We start from the raw sequence: 20,197 nt of genomic DNA, 5'->3' as shown, positions 1-20,197 counted from the left end.
TAACATAAGGCAAAGGGGCATAAGGTTATGCTGAATATATTTGATCCATCAGTAGTAATTGACGATATCGGTGTTTTGATCGGTTATATTCCCATTACGCTGGGACTGACTGCAGCGGCGGGAATCGTGGGACTGATCTTAGGATTTCTGTTGGCAATAATCCGGACCCGCAGGGTTGTGGTGTTACATCAGATCGCGGGAGTATTTATCTCACTGATGCGCGGAACTCCTATTCTGGTACAGTTATATGTGACCTATTTTGGTATTCCCATTTTAATTAAATACATCAACTACTATCAGAACAAAAATATTCAGATAGCCGAGATCCCGGCGATTCTTTACGCTATCGTAGCGCTGGCACTGAACAACGCGGCATTCTGCTCGGTCATCATCCAGTCCTCCTTAGAAGCGGTGGATAAGGGTGAGATCGAGGCGGCAATTGCACTGGGCATGACAGGACCCCAGAGAATGTTCCGGATCATTCTGCCGGAAGCAGCGGAGATCGCTCTACCCTCGTTGGGCAATCAGATCATAGGTCTGGTCAAGGGAACTTCCTTAGCATTTACCTGTGGCGTCGTGGAGATGACTGCAGAGGGTAAATTGCTGGGAGCCAGAGGTTACCGATACTTTGAGGCATATGTTGCACTGGCGATTCTGTACTGGGTGATCACCATTGTGCTGGAACAGATCATCCGTCTGGTGATGAACAGGGTACGGGTACCCGATGTGGTCGGCAAAGAAGGCAAGACGGCAGAGAAAAACCAGAAAAACAAAGGGGGTGTCCTGTAATGATCAGACTGGAAAACATAAGGAAATCCTTTGGAGATAATACAGTCCTCGACGGCATCAGCTTTGATATAGAAAAGGGCGATGTGGTGGCAATCATCGGACCCTCCGGCACCGGAAAATCCACACTGTTACGCTGCATCAATATGTTGGAGACCCCGGATGAAGGGAAAATTGCCATCGATGATTTTGAACTGGATTATCAGAAAGTGAACCGCAAGGATCTTCTGGCGCTCCGCAAGAAGACTACCATGGTATTCCAAAGTTTTAACCTGTTCCGTAAGAAGACAGCACTGCAGAATGTCATGGAAGGACTGACCCAGGTGCAGAAGCTGTCCCACGCGGAGGCGGAAGAGATCGCACTGAAACAGCTGGAAAAAGTAAAGATGCTGGAGCGTAAGGATTATTATCCGAAGCATCTGTCCGGCGGACAACAGCAACGCGTCGCCATCGCAAGAGCCATCGCCATGCAGCCGGAGTTGCTTCTCTTCGACGAACCCACCAGTGCCCTGGATCCGGAACTGGTAGGAGAAGTGCTGGAGACGATCCGGGAGATCGCCAAGGCAGGCAATACGATGTTAATTGTCTCCCATGAGATGAATTTCGTAAAAAATGTAGCAACCAAGGTGATCTTCATGGAGGGCGGCAAGATCGTGGAGATGGGTACCCCACAGCAGATCTTTGCCAATCCGAAAAATGAAAGGACGAGAGACTTTTTGATTAAAAACAGTATTGTGATTCCGCCGGAGTTTTCAATCTGATGATTTTATACAAGCGACGGATCCCGGGAGAGAGATATGGAATATAAATATAACGCAGTGGAGACCGCAAAGGCGGCTATGAGATTTATTAATACGAGGAAAAGACAGGCACCGGAAGGTATCTATTTTTCCTTAGAGGATGGAGAGACGGGACATGCTTCCTACTACGATGAGATCTGTCTGTATGCGGGAGCATCCGGAATCCTTTGTTTTCTGCTGGGGCTCTACGATGCCACTGCGGACCGGGAGTACCTGGAGGAGGCAAAAGAAGTTGCCAGATACCTGCAATACCGCTGGAATCACCAGAGAACCTTAAAGAGAAACTTCTCTCAGTATGCTTTTTCCAGTGGCTGGAGCGGCGCCGGATTCGCATTGTTGCAACTGTATCAGGTGACCGGGGAGCAGACTTATGCGGACACGGTGAATTCCATCGTGGAACAGGCAATCCGGGATGCCAGACCGGCCGCATCCGGCGAGGGCAATGAGTGGTCTACTTTTCAGGGAATCGTTGGCAATGCGGGAACCGTACTTTTTCTGTTGAAAGTGGCGGAAGTCCTGAAAAACAAGAAATTCCGGGATTTTGCACTGGATGCCGGACAGACCTTTTTACATCAGGGAAGAAAAATGGGTGACGGCAAAATTGTCTACCAGGGAGTGGATCCTACGTATTTTGGTGCCGGGAAGGATTATATTGATCCGAATTTCCCCATGGGAACCGGAGGAATTGCCTTTGCTCTGCTGAAACTGTATGAAGCAAGCGGCGACAAGCGTTTTTTAGATGCAGTGGCGGGTGTGACAGAATATATGGATACGGCGGCGGTGAAAATGAAAGCCGGAAAATTATTGCCCCACGGATTGCCGGACAGAGGAGACCTGTTCTATGCGGGCTATTGTCACGGACCGGCGGGAACCAACCGTTTCTTTTATCAGCTGTATCACATGACCGGGGATGAAAAATATAAAAAAGAGATTGAAGATCTGACAGACGGCATGGAATCGCTGGGAGTTCCGGCGAAACAGAGTGCCGGCTACTGGAATGTACTCAATATCTGCTGCGGTACCGCGGGCATTCTCAATATGTATCTGGGGCTCTGGGCAGCTTTTGGAGAAGACAGATATTATGAAAAGGCACAAGAATGCAAAAAGATCCTGTTAGACCGGGCAATCTACGAAGAGACAGAAGCAGGTCTGACTGCAAAATGGCAGTTCGCATTAGACCGTGTGGCAGCGGATGTACTGACCACTCCCATCGGATTCTTAGACGGCGCTGCGGGCATCGGTGCGATGCTGTTGCAGATGCATGGTGCCGAGAACGGTAATTTCAAAGCGATGAGGGCAATTGACGATCCATTTCCCGCGAAAAGGAGATAAAGATACATGGAACGAAAGTTGATCAAAAATGCCACGGTGTTTGACGGAAAAAGCAGTAGATTACAGAAACATGCAAATATCGTCATCGAAGGAAGCCTGGTAAAAGAAATCTATACGGGAGAGATCTCGGAAGAGGGATTTGCTGAGATCTATGATGCGAAAGATCATTTCGTAATGCCGGGACTGACGGATGCCCATGTGCATGTCTCTCATAATGTGCCCATCGGAAGTGAGGAGCAGCGGATCGATGACATGGCGGTACGCAGTGTGCGCTATGCATACGATATGCTGATGCGTGGATTTACCACCCTGCGGGATGCCGGCGGTGTCACAGTGGGATTGAAGCGTAATATTGATAACGGCTACCTGGATGGCCCTAGAATTTTTCCTTCCAATGCTTATATTTCTCAGACCTGCGGACACGGTGACTGCAGAAAAAGCCGTGCGGAGATCAGACTGCCGGACGGTAATTTCCTAAACGCCACCTTACAGTACCGCGCAAATTATATTGCAGATGGTCCTGCGGAGATGCTGCGGGCGGTGAGAGAGCAGCTGTTTCTAGGTGCATCCCAGATCAAGCTGATGGCGGGCGGCGGCATCAGCAGCAGATATGATCCTTTGGATACGGTGCAGTTTACTTATGAAGAGATGAAGGCAGCCGTAGATGCAGCGGAAGATTACGGAACCTATGTCATGGCGCATCTCTATACCCCGAAAGCCATGCAGCGTGCAGCAAAAGCGGGAATCAAAAGCTTCGAGCATGCAACTATGATGGATGACGAGACCGGACGTATCATCAAAGACCTTGGAATCTGGGTGATGCCGGGACCCCAGTCCCAACGTCCCGTGACATCCCACGGGCCACAGCCGGATCATGTGATCCGCAAGGCAGAACGTGTGAAAGCGGGTTGCGAGATTGCAACAGAGGTGATCAACAAGTACGATCTGCCTATCGTGTTCGGCACGGATTCCTTCGGTGATCCACATTTTGCGGAGGAACATCAGCTGGAGGATTTCCGGTATTTTAAGAGACGTTTCGGAAGCTTCAAAGGTCTCGTGGCAGCTACCGGAAACGCCCATGAACTCTTCAAACTTTCCACCTACCAGAATCCGTACCCGGAGGGGAAGATCGGTGTGTTGGAGACAGGTTCTTTTGCCGATATCCTGATCGTAAATGGTAATCCCATAGAAGATCTGGATGTATTGTCAGTACAAGACAATATGTTGTTTATTATGAAGAATGCGAAAGTATATAAAAACAGGCTATAACGGATTATGAAAGGAAGCGGCGGCAGGGATGCCGCTGCTTTTGGCGCAATTCACAGATTGAATCTTAAAAAAAAGTATGGTATGATATAGGGCAGAACTGAAAAACGCGGAAATTACGGAGGTTTTGCATAGAATGGAACAGTACAAGCAGGAATTTATTGAGTTCATGGTGGATTGTAAGGCATTGAAATTCGGAGAGTTTACCTTAAAGAGCGGTAGAAAGTCTCCTTTCTTTATGAACGCGGGTGCGTATGTCACCGGTTCTCAGCTGATGAAGCTGGGTGAGAGCTATGCCAAAGCAATTCATGATACGTATGGTGATGATTTTGACGTACTGTTCGGACCGGCATATAAGGGAATTCCCATCAGTGTGGTAACTGCAGTGGCTTACAGCAAATTATACGGCAAAGAGGTTCGTTACTGTTCCGATCGTAAGGAAGAGAAGGATCACGGCGCAGACAAGGGAAGCTTCTTAGGTAGTTCCTTAAAAGACGGCGACAGAGTTATCATGATCGAGGACGTTACCACTTCCGGTAAATCCATGGAAGAGACAGTTCCCAAGGTAAGAGGAGCTGCCAACGTAGAGATCGTTGGCCTGATGGTATCCCTGAACCGTATGGAGAAGGGATTGGGCGGTAAAGTCAGCGCACTGGAAGAGATCAAGGAAAAGTACGGCTTCGATGCACATGCCATCGTGACCATGCAGGATGTTATCGATCATCTGTACAACAGACCTTACAAGGGAGAAGTATACATCGACGACACCCTGAAGAAGGCAATTGATGAATATTACGCCGTATACGGTGCTTAAGTAAGTAGGAAGTAAGAAGACAGGAGGATTCCATGGAAGAGAAAATCTATAAGATCATGCGTGGAGCAGGTGCATTGAATATCGTATTGGGAGTGATCTCCCTGGTAGTCGGAATTGCGGCAGGAGTACTGCTGATCATCAGCGGCGGCAAGCTTATCTCCGGCAAATCCCGCATCCTGTTTTGAGGACAAAAGAGAAGAAAGGCGCCGTTTGGGCGCGCAGATTGGGCATTTCCACATAGGAAGTGCCCTTTTCGGGTTCCATAGGAGATGAGTATGCGGAAAAAGAATTATATTTTTACAAATAAAAAGCGTTCTGATAAAGCAATCATGTCAACGATCCTGGGGATGATCAGCCTGGTGTCCCTGGGGATTGTGACCTATCTGTCTTACAGCCGGGGCGGTGTCATGCACGGCGGCTATGGTGTCACAGGAGTGCTTGCAACGATCTATTCCCTGATCGGACTGATCCTTGGCGTTCTGACACTGCGGGACAAGGATATTTACCGTTTTTTTCCTGTGCTGGGGACGATATTGAATGTGATTTCCCTTGGTGGCATCAGCTTTTTACTGTATCTGGGGAGCCGGCTGTAAAATCGGGTGTCCGGCAAAAGATCATAGCATCAAAGTCGGGGCTATTGCCCCGGGAATCATATTAGAGCGATAAAAAAGGAGAAATGAATATATGGAAGAGCGAGAACTCTTACTGGAACGTCTGGAACTGGCGCTTCTCCGGATCCGGGAGATTCCCGGTGAAGATTTCCAGGGAGCGGAGTTACTACCCTGGAAAGAATATTTTACAACAGTAGCGAAGTTTTTACAGCTGATCGAGGATACCAGACAGTTTCTGGAGCAGGGGAAACAGGTCACTGCCACATTGGAAGAATTACAACAGCGCAATCATGCCCTGTATGAAGATATTTTACCGGAAAACTACGAGAACAGTTTTGCCAATCCGGCTTATGCTGTGAAGATGCTGGGAGAGGAATTCGGAGCACTGGCGGCATTTCTGTATACAGAGATGCGCAGCCTGATCGGCTTTACCTACGAAGGGCGGCTGGAAGAACTGGTGATCCGGATGGAGTTGTTCTCCGAGGTGTATGCGGCATTTGTATATGAACAGCAGGAAAACCATAAGCTTCCCACATATGCATCCATCCGTGAGATCCTCTACTGGTTTGTCAGCGATTATGCGGATGTAGCGGCGGAAGAGCGGGTACGTGAAATGGTATGCCCGGAAAATAATTTTGCGGCGAATATTATCCGGACGGTGGATCTGAATGATCTGCGTTATCTATATGCTTACGGTGAGTATGTGGGTGATAACGAGTTGAAAATGGCGGAATTCATGAATTCTCTGCCGGAGGAGACTATCCATACCATGGCGGATACTTACACGGAAGGGTATCGTATCGGCTTTGAAGTAACCGGCAAGGATCTGTCGAAGAAAGCAGTCGTGGATGTCCGTTATCAGCTGGGCTTTGAACGCATGATGAGAAGAGCACTGGAGAATTTTGAAAAAATGGGACTGCAGCCGGTGATCTACCGTGCAGCCTCCAGCATTTTGTACAATCCATCCATTTACAAGAATGGTTTTTACAGCGTCAGCCCCAACAGACAGTATGAGTTCGATCATAAGGACGACAGAGCCCTGTTTTTGGATAAAATGTACTGCAGCCGGAAGCAGGAAGTCATGCATACCGCGTTTGAAAAATATAAAAAGGAGGCACGCGGTTATGCCGGCCCCGCGGTGGTAGAGACCTTTGGTGAGTGTGATTTTGAGCCGGTGAACAAGCCGGAAAGCCTGAAAATGACGGATGAGCAGAGTGCTTTACTGGTAGAGAACCGCACCCAGATGGGACAGCTGCAGAGACAGTATATCATAGAAGAAGAGCGAAGCTTTACGATCATCGCCTTCCCGATTCCTGAGGTGGGTGACTGCTTTGAAGAACTGTTCCGGGAGACGATACGGATCAATACGCTGGATTATAAAAAATACCAGCGAATCCAGCAGACCATCATTGATGCCCTGGATCAGGCGGATCACTGTGAGATCAAAGGCGGTAACGGCAATCGCACAGCCCTTACGGTAAATCTTTGGAAGTTACAGGATCCTGCGAAGGAGACTATTTTTGAAAACTGTGTGGCAGATGTGAACATCCCCGTGGGTGAGGTATTTACCTCTCCGGTACTGGAAGGGACGAACGGAGTGCTGCACGTGACCCGGGTATTCTTAAACGGACTGGAATATAAGGATCTGGAGATCACTTTTGAAAACGGTAAGATCAAGGACTACCACTGCGGGAATTTTGCCACAGAGGAAGAGAACAGTGCATTTATAAAAGAAAACATCCTGTTCCGGCACAAGACGCTGCCCTTAGGAGAATTTGCCATCGGCACCAATACCACAGCGTATGCAGCAGCAAAACGTCTGGGGGTGGAAGCCAAGATGCCGATTCTGATCGCAGAGAAGATGGGACCTCATTTTGCCGTGGGGGATACCTGCTATTCCCATGCGGAGGATGTGAAAGTATATAACCCTGACGGCAAGGAGATCGTGGCAAGAGACAACGAGGTGGCGGCGCTTCGCAGTGTGAATCCGTCCAAGGCATATTTTAACTGTCACACAGATATTACTATCCCTTATGATGAACTGGCGGAACTGACCGCGGTGAAAAAGGATGGCGGGCGGATCGCTATCATAGAAAACGGGAAATTCGTCCTGCCGGGTACGGAAGAACTGAACGAACCGCTGCAGGAGCTTTCCTAAAACATAAGATTTTATAAAACCATTGCATCATTGACAAGATTTTAGTAAGATAAAAATATATGGATAAACATCGGTACAACCGATACATGAGGAGGACATTATGGCAAATACAGAGAATTGCCCTAAGGTTGGCATTGTAATGGGTAGTGATTCCGATATGCCTGTGATGGCGAAGGCAGCAGACATTCTGGAAGAATTGGGCATCCCTTATGAGATGACCGTGATCAGCGCTCACAGAGAGCCGGATGTATTTTTTGAGTATGCAAAAAGTGCGGAGGAAAAAGGCTTCAAGGTAATCATTGCCGGAGCCGGTATGGCAGCCCATCTGCCCGGTATGTGTGCCGCTATTTTCCCGATGCCCGTCATCGGTATTCCGATGCACACCACTTCCCTGGGAGGCAGAGATTCTCTGTATTCCATCGTACAGATGCCCTCCGGCATCCCCGTTGCCACGGTAGCCATTAACGGCGGCGCCAATGCAGGACTTCTGGCAGCCAAGATCCTGGCAACCTCCGACGCAGAACTTCTTGGAAAACTGAAAGCATACAGCGTAAAATTAAAAGAACAGGTAGAAGCCAAAGATGCAAAACTGCAGGAGATCGGCTATAAAGCATACCTGGAAGGCATGAAAAAATAAGAAGATAAGACAGAGAATCCGGGACCTCTTAAGAGGCTGCCCCACTAAATAAAACGAAAGAGCCCCTGCGGCGGAAATGAGGAGAAAATGGATTACAAGAAAGCTGGAGTAGATATCGAGGCAGGTTACAAATCAGTAGAACTGATGAAAAAGTACGTGAAGGAGACCATGCGTCCCGAAGTAATGGGCGGCATTGGAGGTTTCTCCGGAGCATTTTCCTTAAGTGCCATCAAAGATATGGAGGATCCCGTACTCCTGTCCGGAACCGATGGCGTAGGCACCAAGCTGAAGCTGGCATTTTTAATGGACAAACATGATACCATCGGTATCGATTGTGTAGCCATGTGTGTGAACGATGTGGCATGTGCAGGCGGCGAACCTTTATTTTTCCTGGATTATATCGCATGCGGACGCAATATCCCCGAGAAGATCGCTACCATCGTAAAGGGTGTGGCAGAGGGCTGTAAGCAGTCTGACGCAGCACTGGTAGGCGGTGAGACCGCAGAGCATCCCGGACTGATGCCTGAGGATGAGTATGATCTGGCAGGATTTGCAGTAGGCGTGGTAGAACGTAAGGATCTGATCACCGGTGAGAATATCAAGCCTGGTGATGTACTGGTGGGCATCGCTTCCTCCGGTGTACATTCCAATGGTTTTTCTCTGGTGAGAAAAGTATTCGATATGACAAAAGAGAGCCTGGATACCTATTATGACGAGCTGGGTAAGACTCTTGGTGAGGCACTGCTTGCTCCCACCAGAATCTACGTGAAGGCTATGAAGTCTATGAAGAACGCAGGCGTTAAGGTAAAGGGCTGCAGCCATATCACCGGTGGTGGTTTCTATGAGAACATCCCCAGAATGCTTCCCGACGGCATCCGTGCAGTCGTGAAGAAAGACAGCTACGAAGTGCCTGCTATTTTCCGCCTGATGCAGAAGAAAGGCAATATCACAGACGAGATGATGTATAATACTTACAACATGGGTCTGGGCATGGTACTGGCACTGGATCCCGCAGATGTGGATAAGACTCTGGAAGCTCTGAAGGCAGCAGGCGAGACTGCTTATGTGGTAGGTACCTGCGAAGCCGGTGAAAAGGGTGTGACCATATGTTAAGAGTAGTCGTACTGGTATCCGGCGGCGGCACGAATTTACAGGCAATCATTGATGCCATTGCAGCAGGTAAGGTTAAAAACGCACAGATCGTGGGTGTCATCAGCAATAACAAGACGGTGAAGAGCTTAGAGAGAGCACGCAATGCGGGAATCCCTGCGGTCTGTGTGTCTCCGAAGGATTATGAGAGCAGAGAGGTATTTAATGAGGCACTGCTTGCAAAGGTGAAGGAGTTCGCTCCGGATTTAATCGTACTGGCAGGTTTCCTGGTGAAGATCCCGGAGGCAATGGTACACGAATACAGCAACCGGATCATCAATATCCACCCGTCCCTGATCCCTTCTTTTTGCGGCGTGGGATACTACGGACTGCATGTGCATGAAAAGGCACTGGAGCGCGGTGTGAAAGTCACCGGAGCTACGGTACATTTTGTGAATGAAGGCATGGACGAGGGTCCCATCATTGCACAGAAGGCAGTGGCGGTGGAAGATGATGATACCCCGGAGATCTTACAGAGACGTGTCATGGAGCAGGCAGAGTGGCTGCTTCTGCCGAAGGCGATAGATGATATTGCCAACGGACGGATCTGCGTGGCAGACGGCAAAGTAAAGCATACAAACAGCAAAAAATAAGGAAGGCAGAAGATATGGGTATGAAAGTATTGATCGTAGGCGGTGGTGGCAGAGAGCATGCTATTGCAGCCTGTGTGGCAAAAAGTCCTAAAGTGGATAAGATCTATTGTGCTCCGGGCAATGCCGGAATCGGTCAGATCGCAGAGTGTGTTCCCATCGGAGCCATGGAATTCGACAAGATCGTGGCATTTGCGAAGGAACAGGCAATTGACCTGACCATCGTAGGTATGGATGATCCCCTGGTCGGCGGACTGGTGGATGCACTGGAGGCAGAGGGCCTGCGTGCTTTCGGACCCCGTAAAAATGCAGCCATCCTGGAAGGAAGCAAAGCATTTTCCAAGGATCTGATGAAGAAATACAACATTCCCACTGCGGCTTATGAGAATTTCGATAACGCGGAGGATGCTGTTAAATACCTGAAGGAGCAGGCAAGCTTCCCCATCGTGCTGAAGGCGGACGGTCTGGCACTGGGCAAGGGCGTATTGATCTGCAATACTTTAGAAGAAGCATTGGCAGGCGTGGATGAGATCATGCTGGATAAAAAGTTTGGCGCAGCCGGCAACCGTATGGTCATCGAAGAGTTCATGACCGGCAGAGAAGTCAGTGTACTTTCTTTTGTAGATGGCAAGACTATCCGCATCATGACTTCCGCGCAGGATCATAAGAGAGCGAAGGACGGAGATCAGGGCCTGAACACCGGTGGTATGGGAACCTTTTCTCCCAGCCCCTTCTATACCGAGGAAGTGGATGCATTCTGTAAGAAATACATCTACCAGGCTACCGTGGATGCCATGGCAGCGGAAGGCAGACCTTTCAAGGGAGTCATCTTCTTCGGACTGATGCTGACAAAAAACGGTCCCAAGGTACTGGAATACAATGCCAGATTCGGCGACCCGGAGGCGCAGGTGGTACTGCCCCGTATGAAGAACGATATCATCGAAGTGATGGAGGCCTGTGTGGATGGCACACTAGATCAGATCGACCTTCAGTTTGAAGACAATGCTGCGGTATGTGTGGTCCTGGCAAGCGACGGCTATCCCGTATCCTATGAGAAGGGATTCGTGATAAACGGTCTGGAGAACTTCGACGGAAAAGACGGTTATTATTGTTTCCATGCCGGAACGAAGCTTACGGACAGGGGAATCGTCACAAACGGGGGTCGTGTTCTAGGAGTGACAGCCAAGGGAGCTACCCTGAAGGAGGCACGTGCCAATGCCTATGCGGCAACGGAATGGATCTCTTTCGAGAATAAATACATGCGTCATGACATTGGCAAGGCAATCGATGAAGCGTAAGGCAAGGTCAGGATACAAAAGGAGTTGCAGATGAAAAAGACAGTACAGAGAATAAGTAAATGTAAAGCTTTCTGGGGAATGCTTGCGCTGGTACTTGTGTTGGGAGCAGGACTTTTTGCCGGGGATCTGGCAATCGTCAGTCATGCGGAGAGTGCGGCCAAGGTAACGGCATCCAGTGCCAAGATCCGTAAGAGTGCGGACTCTTCCAGTGAAGTCATCGGAAGTGCGGCCAAGGATAAGACGATCTCCATCAAGAGTCAGACCAAGGGTGCAGACGGTTATACCTGGTATGAAGTGTATGTGGATGCGAATACGCTGGGATATATTCGTTCCGATCTGGTAAGCATTACCGACGGATCTACCCCGTCGTCTTCTTCAGGTACAACAACGACAACAACGACTACGACCACAGCGACACCGGCGCCTGCCGTGAATGAGACCCCTGTGGAGGTTACAGCAGTGGAGCCTCTGAGTGCTACCGTAACCGGCGGACAGTCCGTACGTGTGCGCAGCAATGCTTCTACTACCAGCCAGATTGTGACTACTGCGGAGAACGGAATGGCGCTGACCGTCACCGGTCAGGCTACCGGTACCGATGGCAAGACATGGTATCAGATAACCTTTATATCCAACAGTGTTGAGGTGACCGGATTTATCCGTTCCGATTATGTGGCATTGTCCGGAGAATTGCAGGCACCTGTGGAAGAACAGCCCGCAGAGGAACAGCCTGTGGAAGAACAGCCCGAGGATACCCAGACGACATCAAAGGATTGGGATACCCAGTTACAGGGAGATGCCTGGTATCTGTTAGATATGGCAGGACAGAAGCAGTACAAGATCGAAGACCTGTTCAATTCCATAGATCAGATCACGGAGATCAACGCACAGTTTGACACAGATCAGAAGAAATTAAAGAGCCAGAAGGCGGTCATCATTGTACTGGTGATTCTGTTAGTATTTCTGGCAGCGGCAGTAACACTGCTGATCTTCAAGATCAAGGATATGATGGATGCGGCTGACTTCTCTGATGCGGAGGAAAGCGTCCGCAGAAGAAGAGTGGACAGACCGAAAACCGGTAGACCTCAGGGAGGCAGACCGGCGGGACAGAGTAGCAGACCCCAGGGCTCACAGAAGGTAATGCATGAAGTAGGTGCAGAGAGAAGACCCACGGGACAGGGACAGAGATCCGTAACAGGGCAGCAGACAAGACCCACAGGACAGGGAGCAAGACCTATGGCAGGGCAGCAGGCAAGACCCGCAGGGCAGGGAGCAAGACCCGCAGGACAGGGCGCAAGACCTGCAGGGCAGCAGGCAAGACCCGCAGGACAGGGCGCAAGACCTGCAGGGCAGCAGGTAAGACCCGCAGGACAGGGCGCAAGACCTGTGGCAGATCAGCAGGCAAGACCCGCAGGACAGGGAGCAAGACCCGTAGCACCCCAGAGCCAGCGTCCCGTGGCGCCCCGGGTAGACCGACCGACCAGACCTGTACAGAAGGAAGGCAATCAGGATCCCGGCTGGAAGTCCAAGAACTTCATGTCCGATGATGACGAGTTTGAATTCGAATTCCTTAACTGGGACGGTGACGAAGAACAATAAAAATCTGAGTAATCATAAAAGAGAACGGTATCTTACGAAAGTGGGATGCCGCTTTCTTTTTAAAATTTTGATAAACTTTCCGGGTCTACGGTTGACAGTATCGTCTTCACTGTTATAATAAACGTATAACAATCGGTGACATGGGAAGGGAGTGATTTTGATGATAATAGAGATAGATTTCAACAGTGATGAAGCGCTCTATATGCAACTGCGCAATCAGATCATCATGGGAATTGCCACGTCACAATTTCATGAAGGAGATTCCCTGCCAAGTGTAAGGCAGCTGGCGGATACCATCGGGATCAATATGCATACTGTAAATAAGGCATACACGGTCCTGAAGCAGGAAGGCTATGTCAAGGTAGACAGACGAAAGGGCGCAGTGATCGCTCTGGATGTGGACCGGATGCGTGCAGTGGATGAATTACGGAAGGAACTGCAGGTAATACTGGCTAAGAGCAGCTGTAAAAATATTTCCAGGCAGGAAGTGCATGAGCTGATTGATGAAATATATGAAGAATATGGAGGACTGAATTGATGCAGTCACAGTTTACGGATAAAGCGCAGAACGCGCTTGCCCAGGCAGGCAGATGTGCCAGAAGCCTGAAACAGGGCTATATCGGAACCGAACACATTCTGGTGGGACTTTTAAAGGAAGAGTCCGGTGTAGCAGCCAAAGTATTAATGGATAATGGTGTGCAAATAGACCAGGTCATGGAAATGATCCGGGATCTGATCGCTTTTGAAAACGGTGTGGCAGTGAAGGACAGAGAAGGGTATTCTCCCAGAGCGGCGAGAATCCTGGAGGAAGCACACCGTCAGGCAGCCCGTTTCGGACAGAAACAGACCGGCACAGAGCATCTGCTGCTGGCACTGATCAAAGAAGGCGAGAATGTTGCTGTACGTCTGTTGAACACGTTGGGGGCCAATGTACAGAAAATATATGTGGATACCCTGATCGCCATCGGACAGGATGGCAATTTGTATAAGGAAGATCTGGGGAAAAAGGGCGACCGCAAGGCAAAGCAGTCTACTCTGGAACAATACAGCAGAGATCTGACGGCTTTGGCAAGAGAGGGCAGGCTGGATCCTGTCGTGGGCAGAGAAGAAGAGATCCGCAGAGTCGTACAGATCTTAAGCCGCCGCACGAAGAACAATCCCTGTCTCGTCGGAGAACCCGGTGTAGGTAAGACCGCTGTGGTAGAAGGGCTGGCAGCCCGGATCGTAGCGGGAGATGTGCCTTTTACCGTACAGAATAAGAGAGTACTGACCTTGGACCTGTCGGGAATGGTAGCGGGTAGTAAATATCGCGGTGAGTTCGAGGAACGGATCAAGAAAGTATTAAAAGAAGTAACGGAGGACGGGAATATCATTTTATTCCTGGATGAACTGCATACGATCATCGGAGCCGGAGGGGCAGAGGGTGCCATTGATGCTTCCAATATCATGAAACCTTCCCTGGCGAGAGGTGAAATCCAGTTAATCGGTGCAACCACCATTGCAGAATATCGCAAATACATTGAGAAGGATGCAGCGCTGGAGCGTAGATTCCAGCCGGTGACTGTCGAAGAACCCACGGAGGAAGAGGCTGTCCGCATTCTGGAAGGCATCAAGGGAAAATATGAAGATCACCATCATGTGGAGATTACCCCGGAAGCCATCGAAGCTGCTGTCAGACTGTCCAGCCGCTATATTAACGATCGTAATCTGCCGGATAAGGCCATCGATCTGATCGATGAGGCGGCAGCCAGTGCCAGACTGCATGCGTTGGACGTGCCGGATAAGGCGAAGGAGATCTCCGACCGGATCCATGAGATGGATCAGGAGATGGAGAGAGCTATCCGCATGGAAGCTTTTGACCAGATGGCAGAGATCAAAAAGAAGCAGGATGCTCTGGTGAAAAAGCAGGAGCGCCTGATGAAGAAACGGGAAAAACAGGAAGCAGGCAGCACTTTAAGTATCGGAGAGAACGAGATTGCCGAGGTTGTTGCCCAGTGGACGAAGATTCCCGTACAGAAGCTGGCGGAAAAAGAGAGTGAGCGGCTGTTAAAGCTGGAGAAGACCCTGCACAAGCGTGTCATCGGCCAGGAAGAAGCAGTGAGTGCAGTGGCTAAGGCAATGCGCAGAGGCCGTGTGGGCCTGAAGGATCCCAACCGTCCCATTGGTTCTTTCCTGTTCTTAGGACCTACCGGTGTGGGTAAGACAGAGCTGTCCAAAGCACTGGCAGAGGCAATGTTCGGTTCCGAGGATGCCATGATCCGTGTCGATATGTCCGAATATATGGAAGGACATTCAGTCTCCAAGATGATCGGGTCACCGCCCGGATATGTGGGATTCGAAGAAGGCGGACAATTAAGCGAGAAGGTACGCCGCAATCCCTACTCTGTCGTGCTGTTCGATGAGATCGAGAAGGCTCATCCCGATGTATTTAACGTACTTTTACAGGTGCTGGATGACGGTCATATCACGGACTCCAAGGGACGTAAGGTCAGCTTCAAAAATACCGTACTGATCATGACTTCCAACGCGGGTGCACAGCGTATCGTGGATCCCAAGAATCTGGGCTTTGCCACAGAGAAGAGTGAGACCAAAGATTACGAGAAGATGAAAGCGGGTGTCATGGAAGAGGTAAAGCACAGCTTTAAGCCGGAATTCATCAACCGTATTGATGATATTATCGTGTTCCATCAGCTGAATAATGAGAACATGAAGGAGATCGTGAATCTGCTGGCAGCCAATCTCTATAAGAGATGTGAGAACCAGCTTGGAATTCATCTGACTATCACCGCGGCGCTGAAGGAACATCTGGTATCCAAATATGCGGATAACAAGATGGGGGCAAGACCTTTAAAGCGTGCGATCCAGTCGGTGGTAGAGGATGCTCTGGCAGAGGAAATCCTGCAGAAAAAGGTGGTACCGGGAGATAAAGTATCCGCCGGATTCAAGGACGGAAAAGTGGTATTTACGGTTAAAAATAAATAAAATTTTTTGTAGAAAAACAGTGTGAGATATATTATACTGTAACTATTCAAAACCCCATTCGCAAAGGACAAAAGAAAAAGATAGCGGATGCAGTTACTTTCAGGAGGACAGACAGATGGCAGTAGTGGAAGAAATACTTCGCAGTGAAGCAGACGGATCTATCAGCTTTGGTAATCACAAGCTGGCCAAGAAGGCAAAGGTAGAAGATTATGAGCATGCAGGAGATCTGCTGAAGGTTAAGACCTACAATGAGATGACAAAGTTAGAGAAGAACGGCATGTTTTTATATGAATCTGTTCCCGGAACCAGTGTGCTGGAGTTTAAGGAATCTGACAACAGCGTGGAGTTCATCGTAGAGGGTGATGAGGATTCCCAGATCACCGTAGGTCTGAAGGATGATACCGAGTACGAAGTATTGATCGACGGCAAGAACGTAGGAACCATGAAGACCGGACTTGGCGGCAAGCTGAGCTTAAGCGTAGAACTGGAAGCAGCAGGTGAAGTACCTGTTAAGATCGTAGAGGCGTAAGGACGCACTGCAAAGGAGTCCAGGCACGGAGGATATTGTAGTACTTCGTGACTGGGCTCTTTTTTAAATATTCAGGGTCTGTCAGAGGCGGTGTTGCAAAGGGGCCCGGAATAGCTATTACGTCTATTGAGGAGATAGCATGGCAAAAGGAAAGACAGCCACCGTTTTTTTCTGTCAGAACTGTGGCTATGAATCCACGAAATGGCTGGGACAATGCCCCGGCTGCAGAGAGTGGAATACTTTCGTGGAAGAGACGATAGATAAAACAGAATTAAAGAATACCGGAAACGGTGCGAAGAGAGACAGAAGAGAGGCATCAGAACCCTGTGTACTGTCCGAGATCGCCATCCGGGAGGAGAATAAGACCCTCACCGGGATCAAAGAACTGGACCGGGTGCTGGGAGGCGGTATCGTACAGGGATCCCTGACACTGGTAGGCGGAGACCCCGGAATCGGTAAGTCCACACTGTTATTGCAGGTCTGTCATAATCTGTCTGCGGCGGGACATAAGGTACTGTATATCTCCGGAGAGGAATCCAAGGTACAGATCAAGATGCGGGCGGATCGCCTGGGCACTTTTTCGGAGCATATGTTCCTACTGTGCGAGACGAATCTGGACATTATCGGTGAAGTGATCCGCAGGAGTAAACCGGAGGTCGTGATCATTGACTCTATTCAGACCATGTACAACGAAAATGTGTCGGCGGCACCGGGAAGCGTATCCCAGGTGAGGGAATCCACAGGCATCCTGTTGCAGCTGGCGAAAGGACTGGGAATCTCGATCTTCATTGTAGGTCATGTGACCAAGGAAGGTACGGTGGCAGGTCCCAGAGTGCTGGAACATATGGTAGACACGGTACTTTATTTTGAAGGGGACAGACATGCGTCCTATCGTATCCTGCGGGGCGTGAAGAACCGTTTTGGATCCACGAATGAGATCGGTGTCTTCGAGATGCGGGAGACGGGGCTGGCAGAGGTCAAGAATCCTTCGGAATATATGTTGAACGGTCGACCGGAGAATGCCAGCGGTTCTGTGGTGGCATGTACCATGGAGGGCACCAGACCGCTTCTGATCGAGCTACAGGCGCTGGTGTGCCACAGTAATTTCGGCATTCCCAGAAGACAGACTACCGGTACGGATTTTAATCGCGTAAATCTCCTGATGGCAGTATTGGAGAAGCGTTCGGGAGTACAGTTATCCTCCTGTGATGCCTATGTGAATATCACCGGCGGTATTAAGATCCAGGAGCCGGCGATTGACTTAGGGATCGTGCTGGCGATTCTGTCCAGCTTCCGGAATAAGGCATTGAACCCGAAGATGGTTGCCTTCGGAGAAGTGGGCTTAAGCGGTGAAGTCCGTGCAGTCAGCATGGCAAAACAACGTGTGGCAGAGGCCGAGAAGCTGGGCTTCGAGGAATGCGTGGTGCCTTACGTGTCACTGGAAGAGTGCAAAAAGGGAAGTAAGATCCGGGTCATCGGCGTAAGCTCCGTGCAGGATGCGGTCGATAAAGTATTTGGCTGATGATCCTAAACTGTGAAATGCATTTGAAAAAGAGACCAGCAATGGTCAAAAGATATGAGGAGGGCAAAACATGCCTGTAAAAATAGGAATTGATATCGGCAGCAGCACAACGAAGATCGTTGCTTTTGAAGGGAAACATATGCTTCCACCCATGGCGGTCAAGGCTGACAGCCAGGTGGCATCTCTCTATGGCGCATTCGGCAGATACCTGTATGAGAACAACCTGGAACTACCGGATGTAGAAGGTGTCTACATCACCGGCGTTGGAAGCAAATATGTGGAGAAAGCGGTATATGATCGTCCTACCTATAAGGTAGACGAATTCATAGCCACCGGAACCGGCGGTTATTACCTCACGGATAAAAAGGAAGTCATCGTCATCAGCATGGGCACCGGAAGCTTCTTCGTCAAAGTCACTGAAAATGAGATGAAGCATTTAGGCGGTGTCGGCTTGGGCGGCGGAACCATCTGCGGACTGTCCTCGATCATGCTGAACACCGGAGACATCCATGAGATCGTTCCCCTGTCCCGCAAGGGTGATGTGACGAAGATCGATCTGCGGATCGGTGATCTCGCCAAGGAAAAGCTCCCGGGTCTGAACCTGGATGTGACTGCATCCAACTTCGGCAAGGCAGATGCCCAGTCCAAACCCGAAGACATTGCAGCCGGTATTGTACATATGGTCATCGAGAATATATGTCAGGCTGGAATCTTAGCCTCCGTGAACACCGGTATCAAGGATTACATTCTCATCGGCGGTCTGACCAAATTCTTCGAGTGCCGCCAGATCATCGAGGACTTCAAGAGCCTGTGGGACGTGAAGATCAGTATTCCGGAGTACTCCGATTACGCTACCGCGATCGGATCCGTGATCGCGCCGGATTCGGATAAAGAGGAGATCTGATAATATAGCTGCAAAGACAACACCCCGGCATGGCGCGGGTCTATAAATCGCGTCGTGCCGGGGTGAAATTGTATCTAATAGTATCCAAAACAGAAACAAAAAAGCCGATAACATCGACTTTTTAAAGCAGGGGAAGCTTTTTAACAGGTATATTACCTACTGGTAATGTAATTGTTAAGGGGCTTGTTTATTTATGCCCGAAAATATGAGAAGGAGCAGATTAAGCCATGTAAGGAATATTAGGAAATAAATGATAGTAAGTGTGTCAAAAAAGAAATCTACATTTCATTAGAAGAACGGGAGGAGCGAAGAGGATGTTCGGAACGGTAACAAGATATGACAACCAAAAAGGTTATGGATTTATCCGAAAAAAAAGAGGGATTGATTTCTCAACCCCTCATGGTGTATAATCTACTTAGAAAGGTTGTCGGAGGTGAAAATTCCGATTTGCCCTCAGTTAGACTAGAAAAGAAATAGCATTCACTTTGGACGGAGGATGCTATTTCTTTTTGTTATTATCGTCACCATGTCTGTCGATGTATGATAGAGCTGCAAAGACAACTAACAACAGAGTAAGTACTTCCATTGTATTCATGGGCATCCCCTCCTTTGTATTACTAGAGGGCATCTAACAATCGGAAAATCGCATCCGCTTTCGTTTCGATTAACACAATGATATTATAACATGAATCGAACAAATGTTCAATTAAAAAAGAGGTAAATCTTCTATATGATATGGGAAGAAAACCTCGTATTTTTATGCCTGTTTTTTGTGGATATTGTCTATCGCTTTCTCCAATTCTGCCGTGTGCCAACGATCACGGACAATCTGCCTACTGCTTTTTCAAACTGTAATCCTTTTTCAACTGCTGTTGTCTTCATAGGCACCTGCTTTCTGACAATATCTGAAATATTCAGACTATTTCAAAATCGTCTATTTTCCTCTTGTGCCTATAAATATTTTAACGTGTCTGCATCAAGAGGTTGTGGTTTTAAGGTAATGAGTACAAGCATTAACAAACGTCTATGAGGCTGTTTTTCAAACACCAAGATATAGAAAATATAAAATATTTTTGAAAGGAAACTATTATGGAAAACAAATCACAGACATTAGTTTGGATGTAGTATTTTTTATCAACATGTGTTAGACTTCTGTTATACAAATCGTAATTTACAGAACTACAAAGAAAGGATACATATTATGGAAGGAAGATTAATAGCAT

18 protein-coding genes are annotated in these 20,197 nt (G+C 48.8%); all 18 read left to right on the top strand.

Annotated features, from left to right (window positions below):
• Nucleotides 1-27: 27 nt before the first annotated feature.
• Entirely contained in the window at nucleotides 28-789 is a 762-nt protein-coding gene (locus ACTRDR_RS08710) for an ABC transporter permease subunit (protein ID WP_176863559.1), read from the top strand.
• A complete protein-coding gene (locus ACTRDR_RS08705) occupies nucleotides 789-1,547 on the top strand; it encodes an ATP-binding cassette domain-containing protein (protein ID WP_176863557.1) in 759 nt (252 codons plus the stop codon). Before ACTRDR_RS08710 ends, ACTRDR_RS08705 begins: the two co-directional genes overlap by 1 nt.
• A gap of 36 nt (nucleotides 1,548-1,583) precedes the next feature.
• On the top strand, nucleotides 1,584-2,918 hold the full coding sequence (locus tag ACTRDR_RS08700; RefSeq protein ID WP_440526987.1) for a lanthionine synthetase LanC family protein: 1,335 nt from the start codon (nucleotides 1,584-1,586) through the stop codon (nucleotides 2,916-2,918).
• 6 nt (nucleotides 2,919-2,924) lie between these two features.
• Nucleotides 2,925-4,187 carry an amidohydrolase family protein gene (locus tag ACTRDR_RS08695; protein ID WP_176863553.1) on the top strand — a complete coding sequence of 421 codons (1,263 nt, stop codon included), beginning with the start codon at nucleotides 2,925-2,927 and terminating at the stop codon, nucleotides 4,185-4,187.
• 133 nt (nucleotides 4,188-4,320) lie between these two features.
• The gene (gene pyrE, locus ACTRDR_RS08690) at nucleotides 4,321-4,998 is read left to right on the top strand and encodes an orotate phosphoribosyltransferase (protein WP_118547143.1); all 678 of its coding nucleotides are present in this window, start codon (nucleotides 4,321-4,323) and stop codon (nucleotides 4,996-4,998) included.
• A 32-nt stretch (nucleotides 4,999-5,030) separates the two neighbouring features.
• Nucleotides 5,031-5,183, top strand: a complete 153-nt coding sequence (locus ACTRDR_RS08685) for a hypothetical protein (protein ID WP_176863551.1) — start codon at nucleotides 5,031-5,033, stop codon at nucleotides 5,181-5,183.
• A gap of 90 nt (nucleotides 5,184-5,273) precedes the next feature.
• The gene (locus ACTRDR_RS08680; protein WP_440526985.1) at nucleotides 5,274-5,591 is read left to right on the top strand and encodes a DUF6142 family protein; all 318 of its coding nucleotides are present in this window, start codon (nucleotides 5,274-5,276) and stop codon (nucleotides 5,589-5,591) included.
• 91 nt (nucleotides 5,592-5,682) lie between these two features.
• Entirely contained in the window at nucleotides 5,683-7,767 is a 2,085-nt protein-coding gene (locus tag ACTRDR_RS08675; RefSeq protein ID WP_440526983.1) for an aminopeptidase, read from the top strand.
• A 100-nt stretch (nucleotides 7,768-7,867) separates the two neighbouring features.
• A complete protein-coding gene (purE, locus tag ACTRDR_RS08670) occupies nucleotides 7,868-8,404 on the top strand; it encodes a 5-(carboxyamino)imidazole ribonucleotide mutase (protein ID WP_440526981.1) in 537 nt (178 codons plus the stop codon).
• A gap of 87 nt (nucleotides 8,405-8,491) precedes the next feature.
• Nucleotides 8,492-9,517 (top strand): phosphoribosylformylglycinamidine cyclo-ligase, encoded by a 1,026-nt coding sequence (gene purM, locus ACTRDR_RS08665; protein WP_440526979.1) that lies wholly within the window; start codon nucleotides 8,492-8,494, stop codon nucleotides 9,515-9,517.
• Nucleotides 9,511-10,146, top strand: coding sequence for a phosphoribosylglycinamide formyltransferase (gene purN, locus ACTRDR_RS08660; protein WP_440526977.1), 636 nt, complete (start codon nucleotides 9,511-9,513; stop codon nucleotides 10,144-10,146). The genes purM and purN overlap by 7 nt, the downstream gene beginning before the upstream one ends.
• Before the next feature lie 20 nt (nucleotides 10,147-10,166).
• Complete coding sequence (purD, locus tag ACTRDR_RS08655) at nucleotides 10,167-11,441, top strand: phosphoribosylamine--glycine ligase (protein ID WP_440527032.1); 1,275 nt, start codon at nucleotides 10,167-10,169, stop codon at nucleotides 11,439-11,441.
• Between the two features lie 30 nt (nucleotides 11,442-11,471).
• A complete protein-coding gene (locus tag ACTRDR_RS08650; RefSeq protein WP_440526976.1) occupies nucleotides 11,472-13,037 on the top strand; it encodes an SH3 domain-containing protein in 1,566 nt (521 codons plus the stop codon).
• Between the two features lie 160 nt (nucleotides 13,038-13,197).
• The gene (locus ACTRDR_RS08645) at nucleotides 13,198-13,575 is read left to right on the top strand and encodes a GntR family transcriptional regulator (RefSeq protein ID WP_022153773.1); all 378 of its coding nucleotides are present in this window, start codon (nucleotides 13,198-13,200) and stop codon (nucleotides 13,573-13,575) included.
• A complete protein-coding gene (locus ACTRDR_RS08640) occupies nucleotides 13,575-16,019 on the top strand; it encodes an ATP-dependent Clp protease ATP-binding subunit (RefSeq protein ID WP_440526974.1) in 2,445 nt (814 codons plus the stop codon). Before ACTRDR_RS08645 ends, ACTRDR_RS08640 begins: the two co-directional genes overlap by 1 nt.
• A gap of 115 nt (nucleotides 16,020-16,134) precedes the next feature.
• Nucleotides 16,135-16,548 (top strand): endosialidase, encoded by a 414-nt coding sequence (locus ACTRDR_RS08635; RefSeq protein WP_176863535.1) that lies wholly within the window; start codon nucleotides 16,135-16,137, stop codon nucleotides 16,546-16,548.
• A gap of 139 nt (nucleotides 16,549-16,687) precedes the next feature.
• Complete coding sequence (gene radA, locus ACTRDR_RS08630) at nucleotides 16,688-18,070, top strand: DNA repair protein RadA (RefSeq protein ID WP_440526972.1); 1,383 nt, start codon at nucleotides 16,688-16,690, stop codon at nucleotides 18,068-18,070.
• A 70-nt stretch (nucleotides 18,071-18,140) separates the two neighbouring features.
• Nucleotides 18,141-18,974: a type II pantothenate kinase gene (gene coaW / locus ACTRDR_RS08625; protein WP_440526971.1), complete on the top strand. Its 834-nt coding sequence runs from the start codon at nucleotides 18,141-18,143 to the stop codon at nucleotides 18,972-18,974.
• Nucleotides 18,975-20,197 lie beyond the last annotated feature (1,223 nt).

Origin of the sequence: Simiaoa sp. (genome assembly GCF_051972595.1) — a bacterium.
Lineage (GTDB): Bacteria > Bacillota > Clostridia > Lachnospirales > Lachnospiraceae > Acetatifactor > Acetatifactor hominis.
This window is presented reverse-complemented; position numbering and strand designations above follow the sequence as displayed.

What these genes read in the sequence shown, in the direction of transcription:
- ACTRDR_RS08710 (WP_176863559.1), top strand. Translation starts at nt 28, where the DNA reads ATGCTGAATATATTTGATCCATCAGTAGTAATTGACGATATCGGTGTT.
- ACTRDR_RS08705 (WP_176863557.1), top strand. Translation starts at nt 789, where the DNA reads ATGATCAGACTGGAAAACATAAGGAAATCCTTTGGAGATAATACAGTC.
- ACTRDR_RS08700 (WP_440526987.1), top strand. Translation starts at nt 1,584, where the DNA reads ATGGAATATAAATATAACGCAGTGGAGACCGCAAAGGCGGCTATGAGA.
- ACTRDR_RS08695 (WP_176863553.1), top strand. Translation starts at nt 2,925, where the DNA reads ATGGAACGAAAGTTGATCAAAAATGCCACGGTGTTTGACGGAAAAAGC.
- pyrE (WP_118547143.1), top strand. Translation starts at nt 4,321, where the DNA reads ATGGAACAGTACAAGCAGGAATTTATTGAGTTCATGGTGGATTGTAAG.
- ACTRDR_RS08685 (WP_176863551.1), top strand. Translation starts at nt 5,031, where the DNA reads ATGGAAGAGAAAATCTATAAGATCATGCGTGGAGCAGGTGCATTGAAT.
- ACTRDR_RS08680 (WP_440526985.1), top strand. Translation starts at nt 5,274, where the DNA reads ATGCGGAAAAAGAATTATATTTTTACAAATAAAAAGCGTTCTGATAAA.
- ACTRDR_RS08675 (WP_440526983.1), top strand. Translation starts at nt 5,683, where the DNA reads ATGGAAGAGCGAGAACTCTTACTGGAACGTCTGGAACTGGCGCTTCTC.
- purE (WP_440526981.1), top strand. Translation starts at nt 7,868, where the DNA reads ATGGCAAATACAGAGAATTGCCCTAAGGTTGGCATTGTAATGGGTAGT.
- purM (WP_440526979.1), top strand. Translation starts at nt 8,492, where the DNA reads ATGGATTACAAGAAAGCTGGAGTAGATATCGAGGCAGGTTACAAATCA.
- purN (WP_440526977.1), top strand. Translation starts at nt 9,511, where the DNA reads ATGTTAAGAGTAGTCGTACTGGTATCCGGCGGCGGCACGAATTTACAG.
- purD (WP_440527032.1), top strand. Translation starts at nt 10,167, where the DNA reads ATGAAAGTATTGATCGTAGGCGGTGGTGGCAGAGAGCATGCTATTGCA.
- ACTRDR_RS08650 (WP_440526976.1), top strand. Translation starts at nt 11,472, where the DNA reads ATGAAAAAGACAGTACAGAGAATAAGTAAATGTAAAGCTTTCTGGGGA.
- ACTRDR_RS08645 (WP_022153773.1), top strand. Translation starts at nt 13,198, where the DNA reads ATGATAATAGAGATAGATTTCAACAGTGATGAAGCGCTCTATATGCAA.
- ACTRDR_RS08640 (WP_440526974.1), top strand. Translation starts at nt 13,575, where the DNA reads ATGCAGTCACAGTTTACGGATAAAGCGCAGAACGCGCTTGCCCAGGCA.
- ACTRDR_RS08635 (WP_176863535.1), top strand. Translation starts at nt 16,135, where the DNA reads ATGGCAGTAGTGGAAGAAATACTTCGCAGTGAAGCAGACGGATCTATC.
- radA (WP_440526972.1), top strand. Translation starts at nt 16,688, where the DNA reads ATGGCAAAAGGAAAGACAGCCACCGTTTTTTTCTGTCAGAACTGTGGC.
- coaW (WP_440526971.1), top strand. Translation starts at nt 18,141, where the DNA reads ATGCCTGTAAAAATAGGAATTGATATCGGCAGCAGCACAACGAAGATC.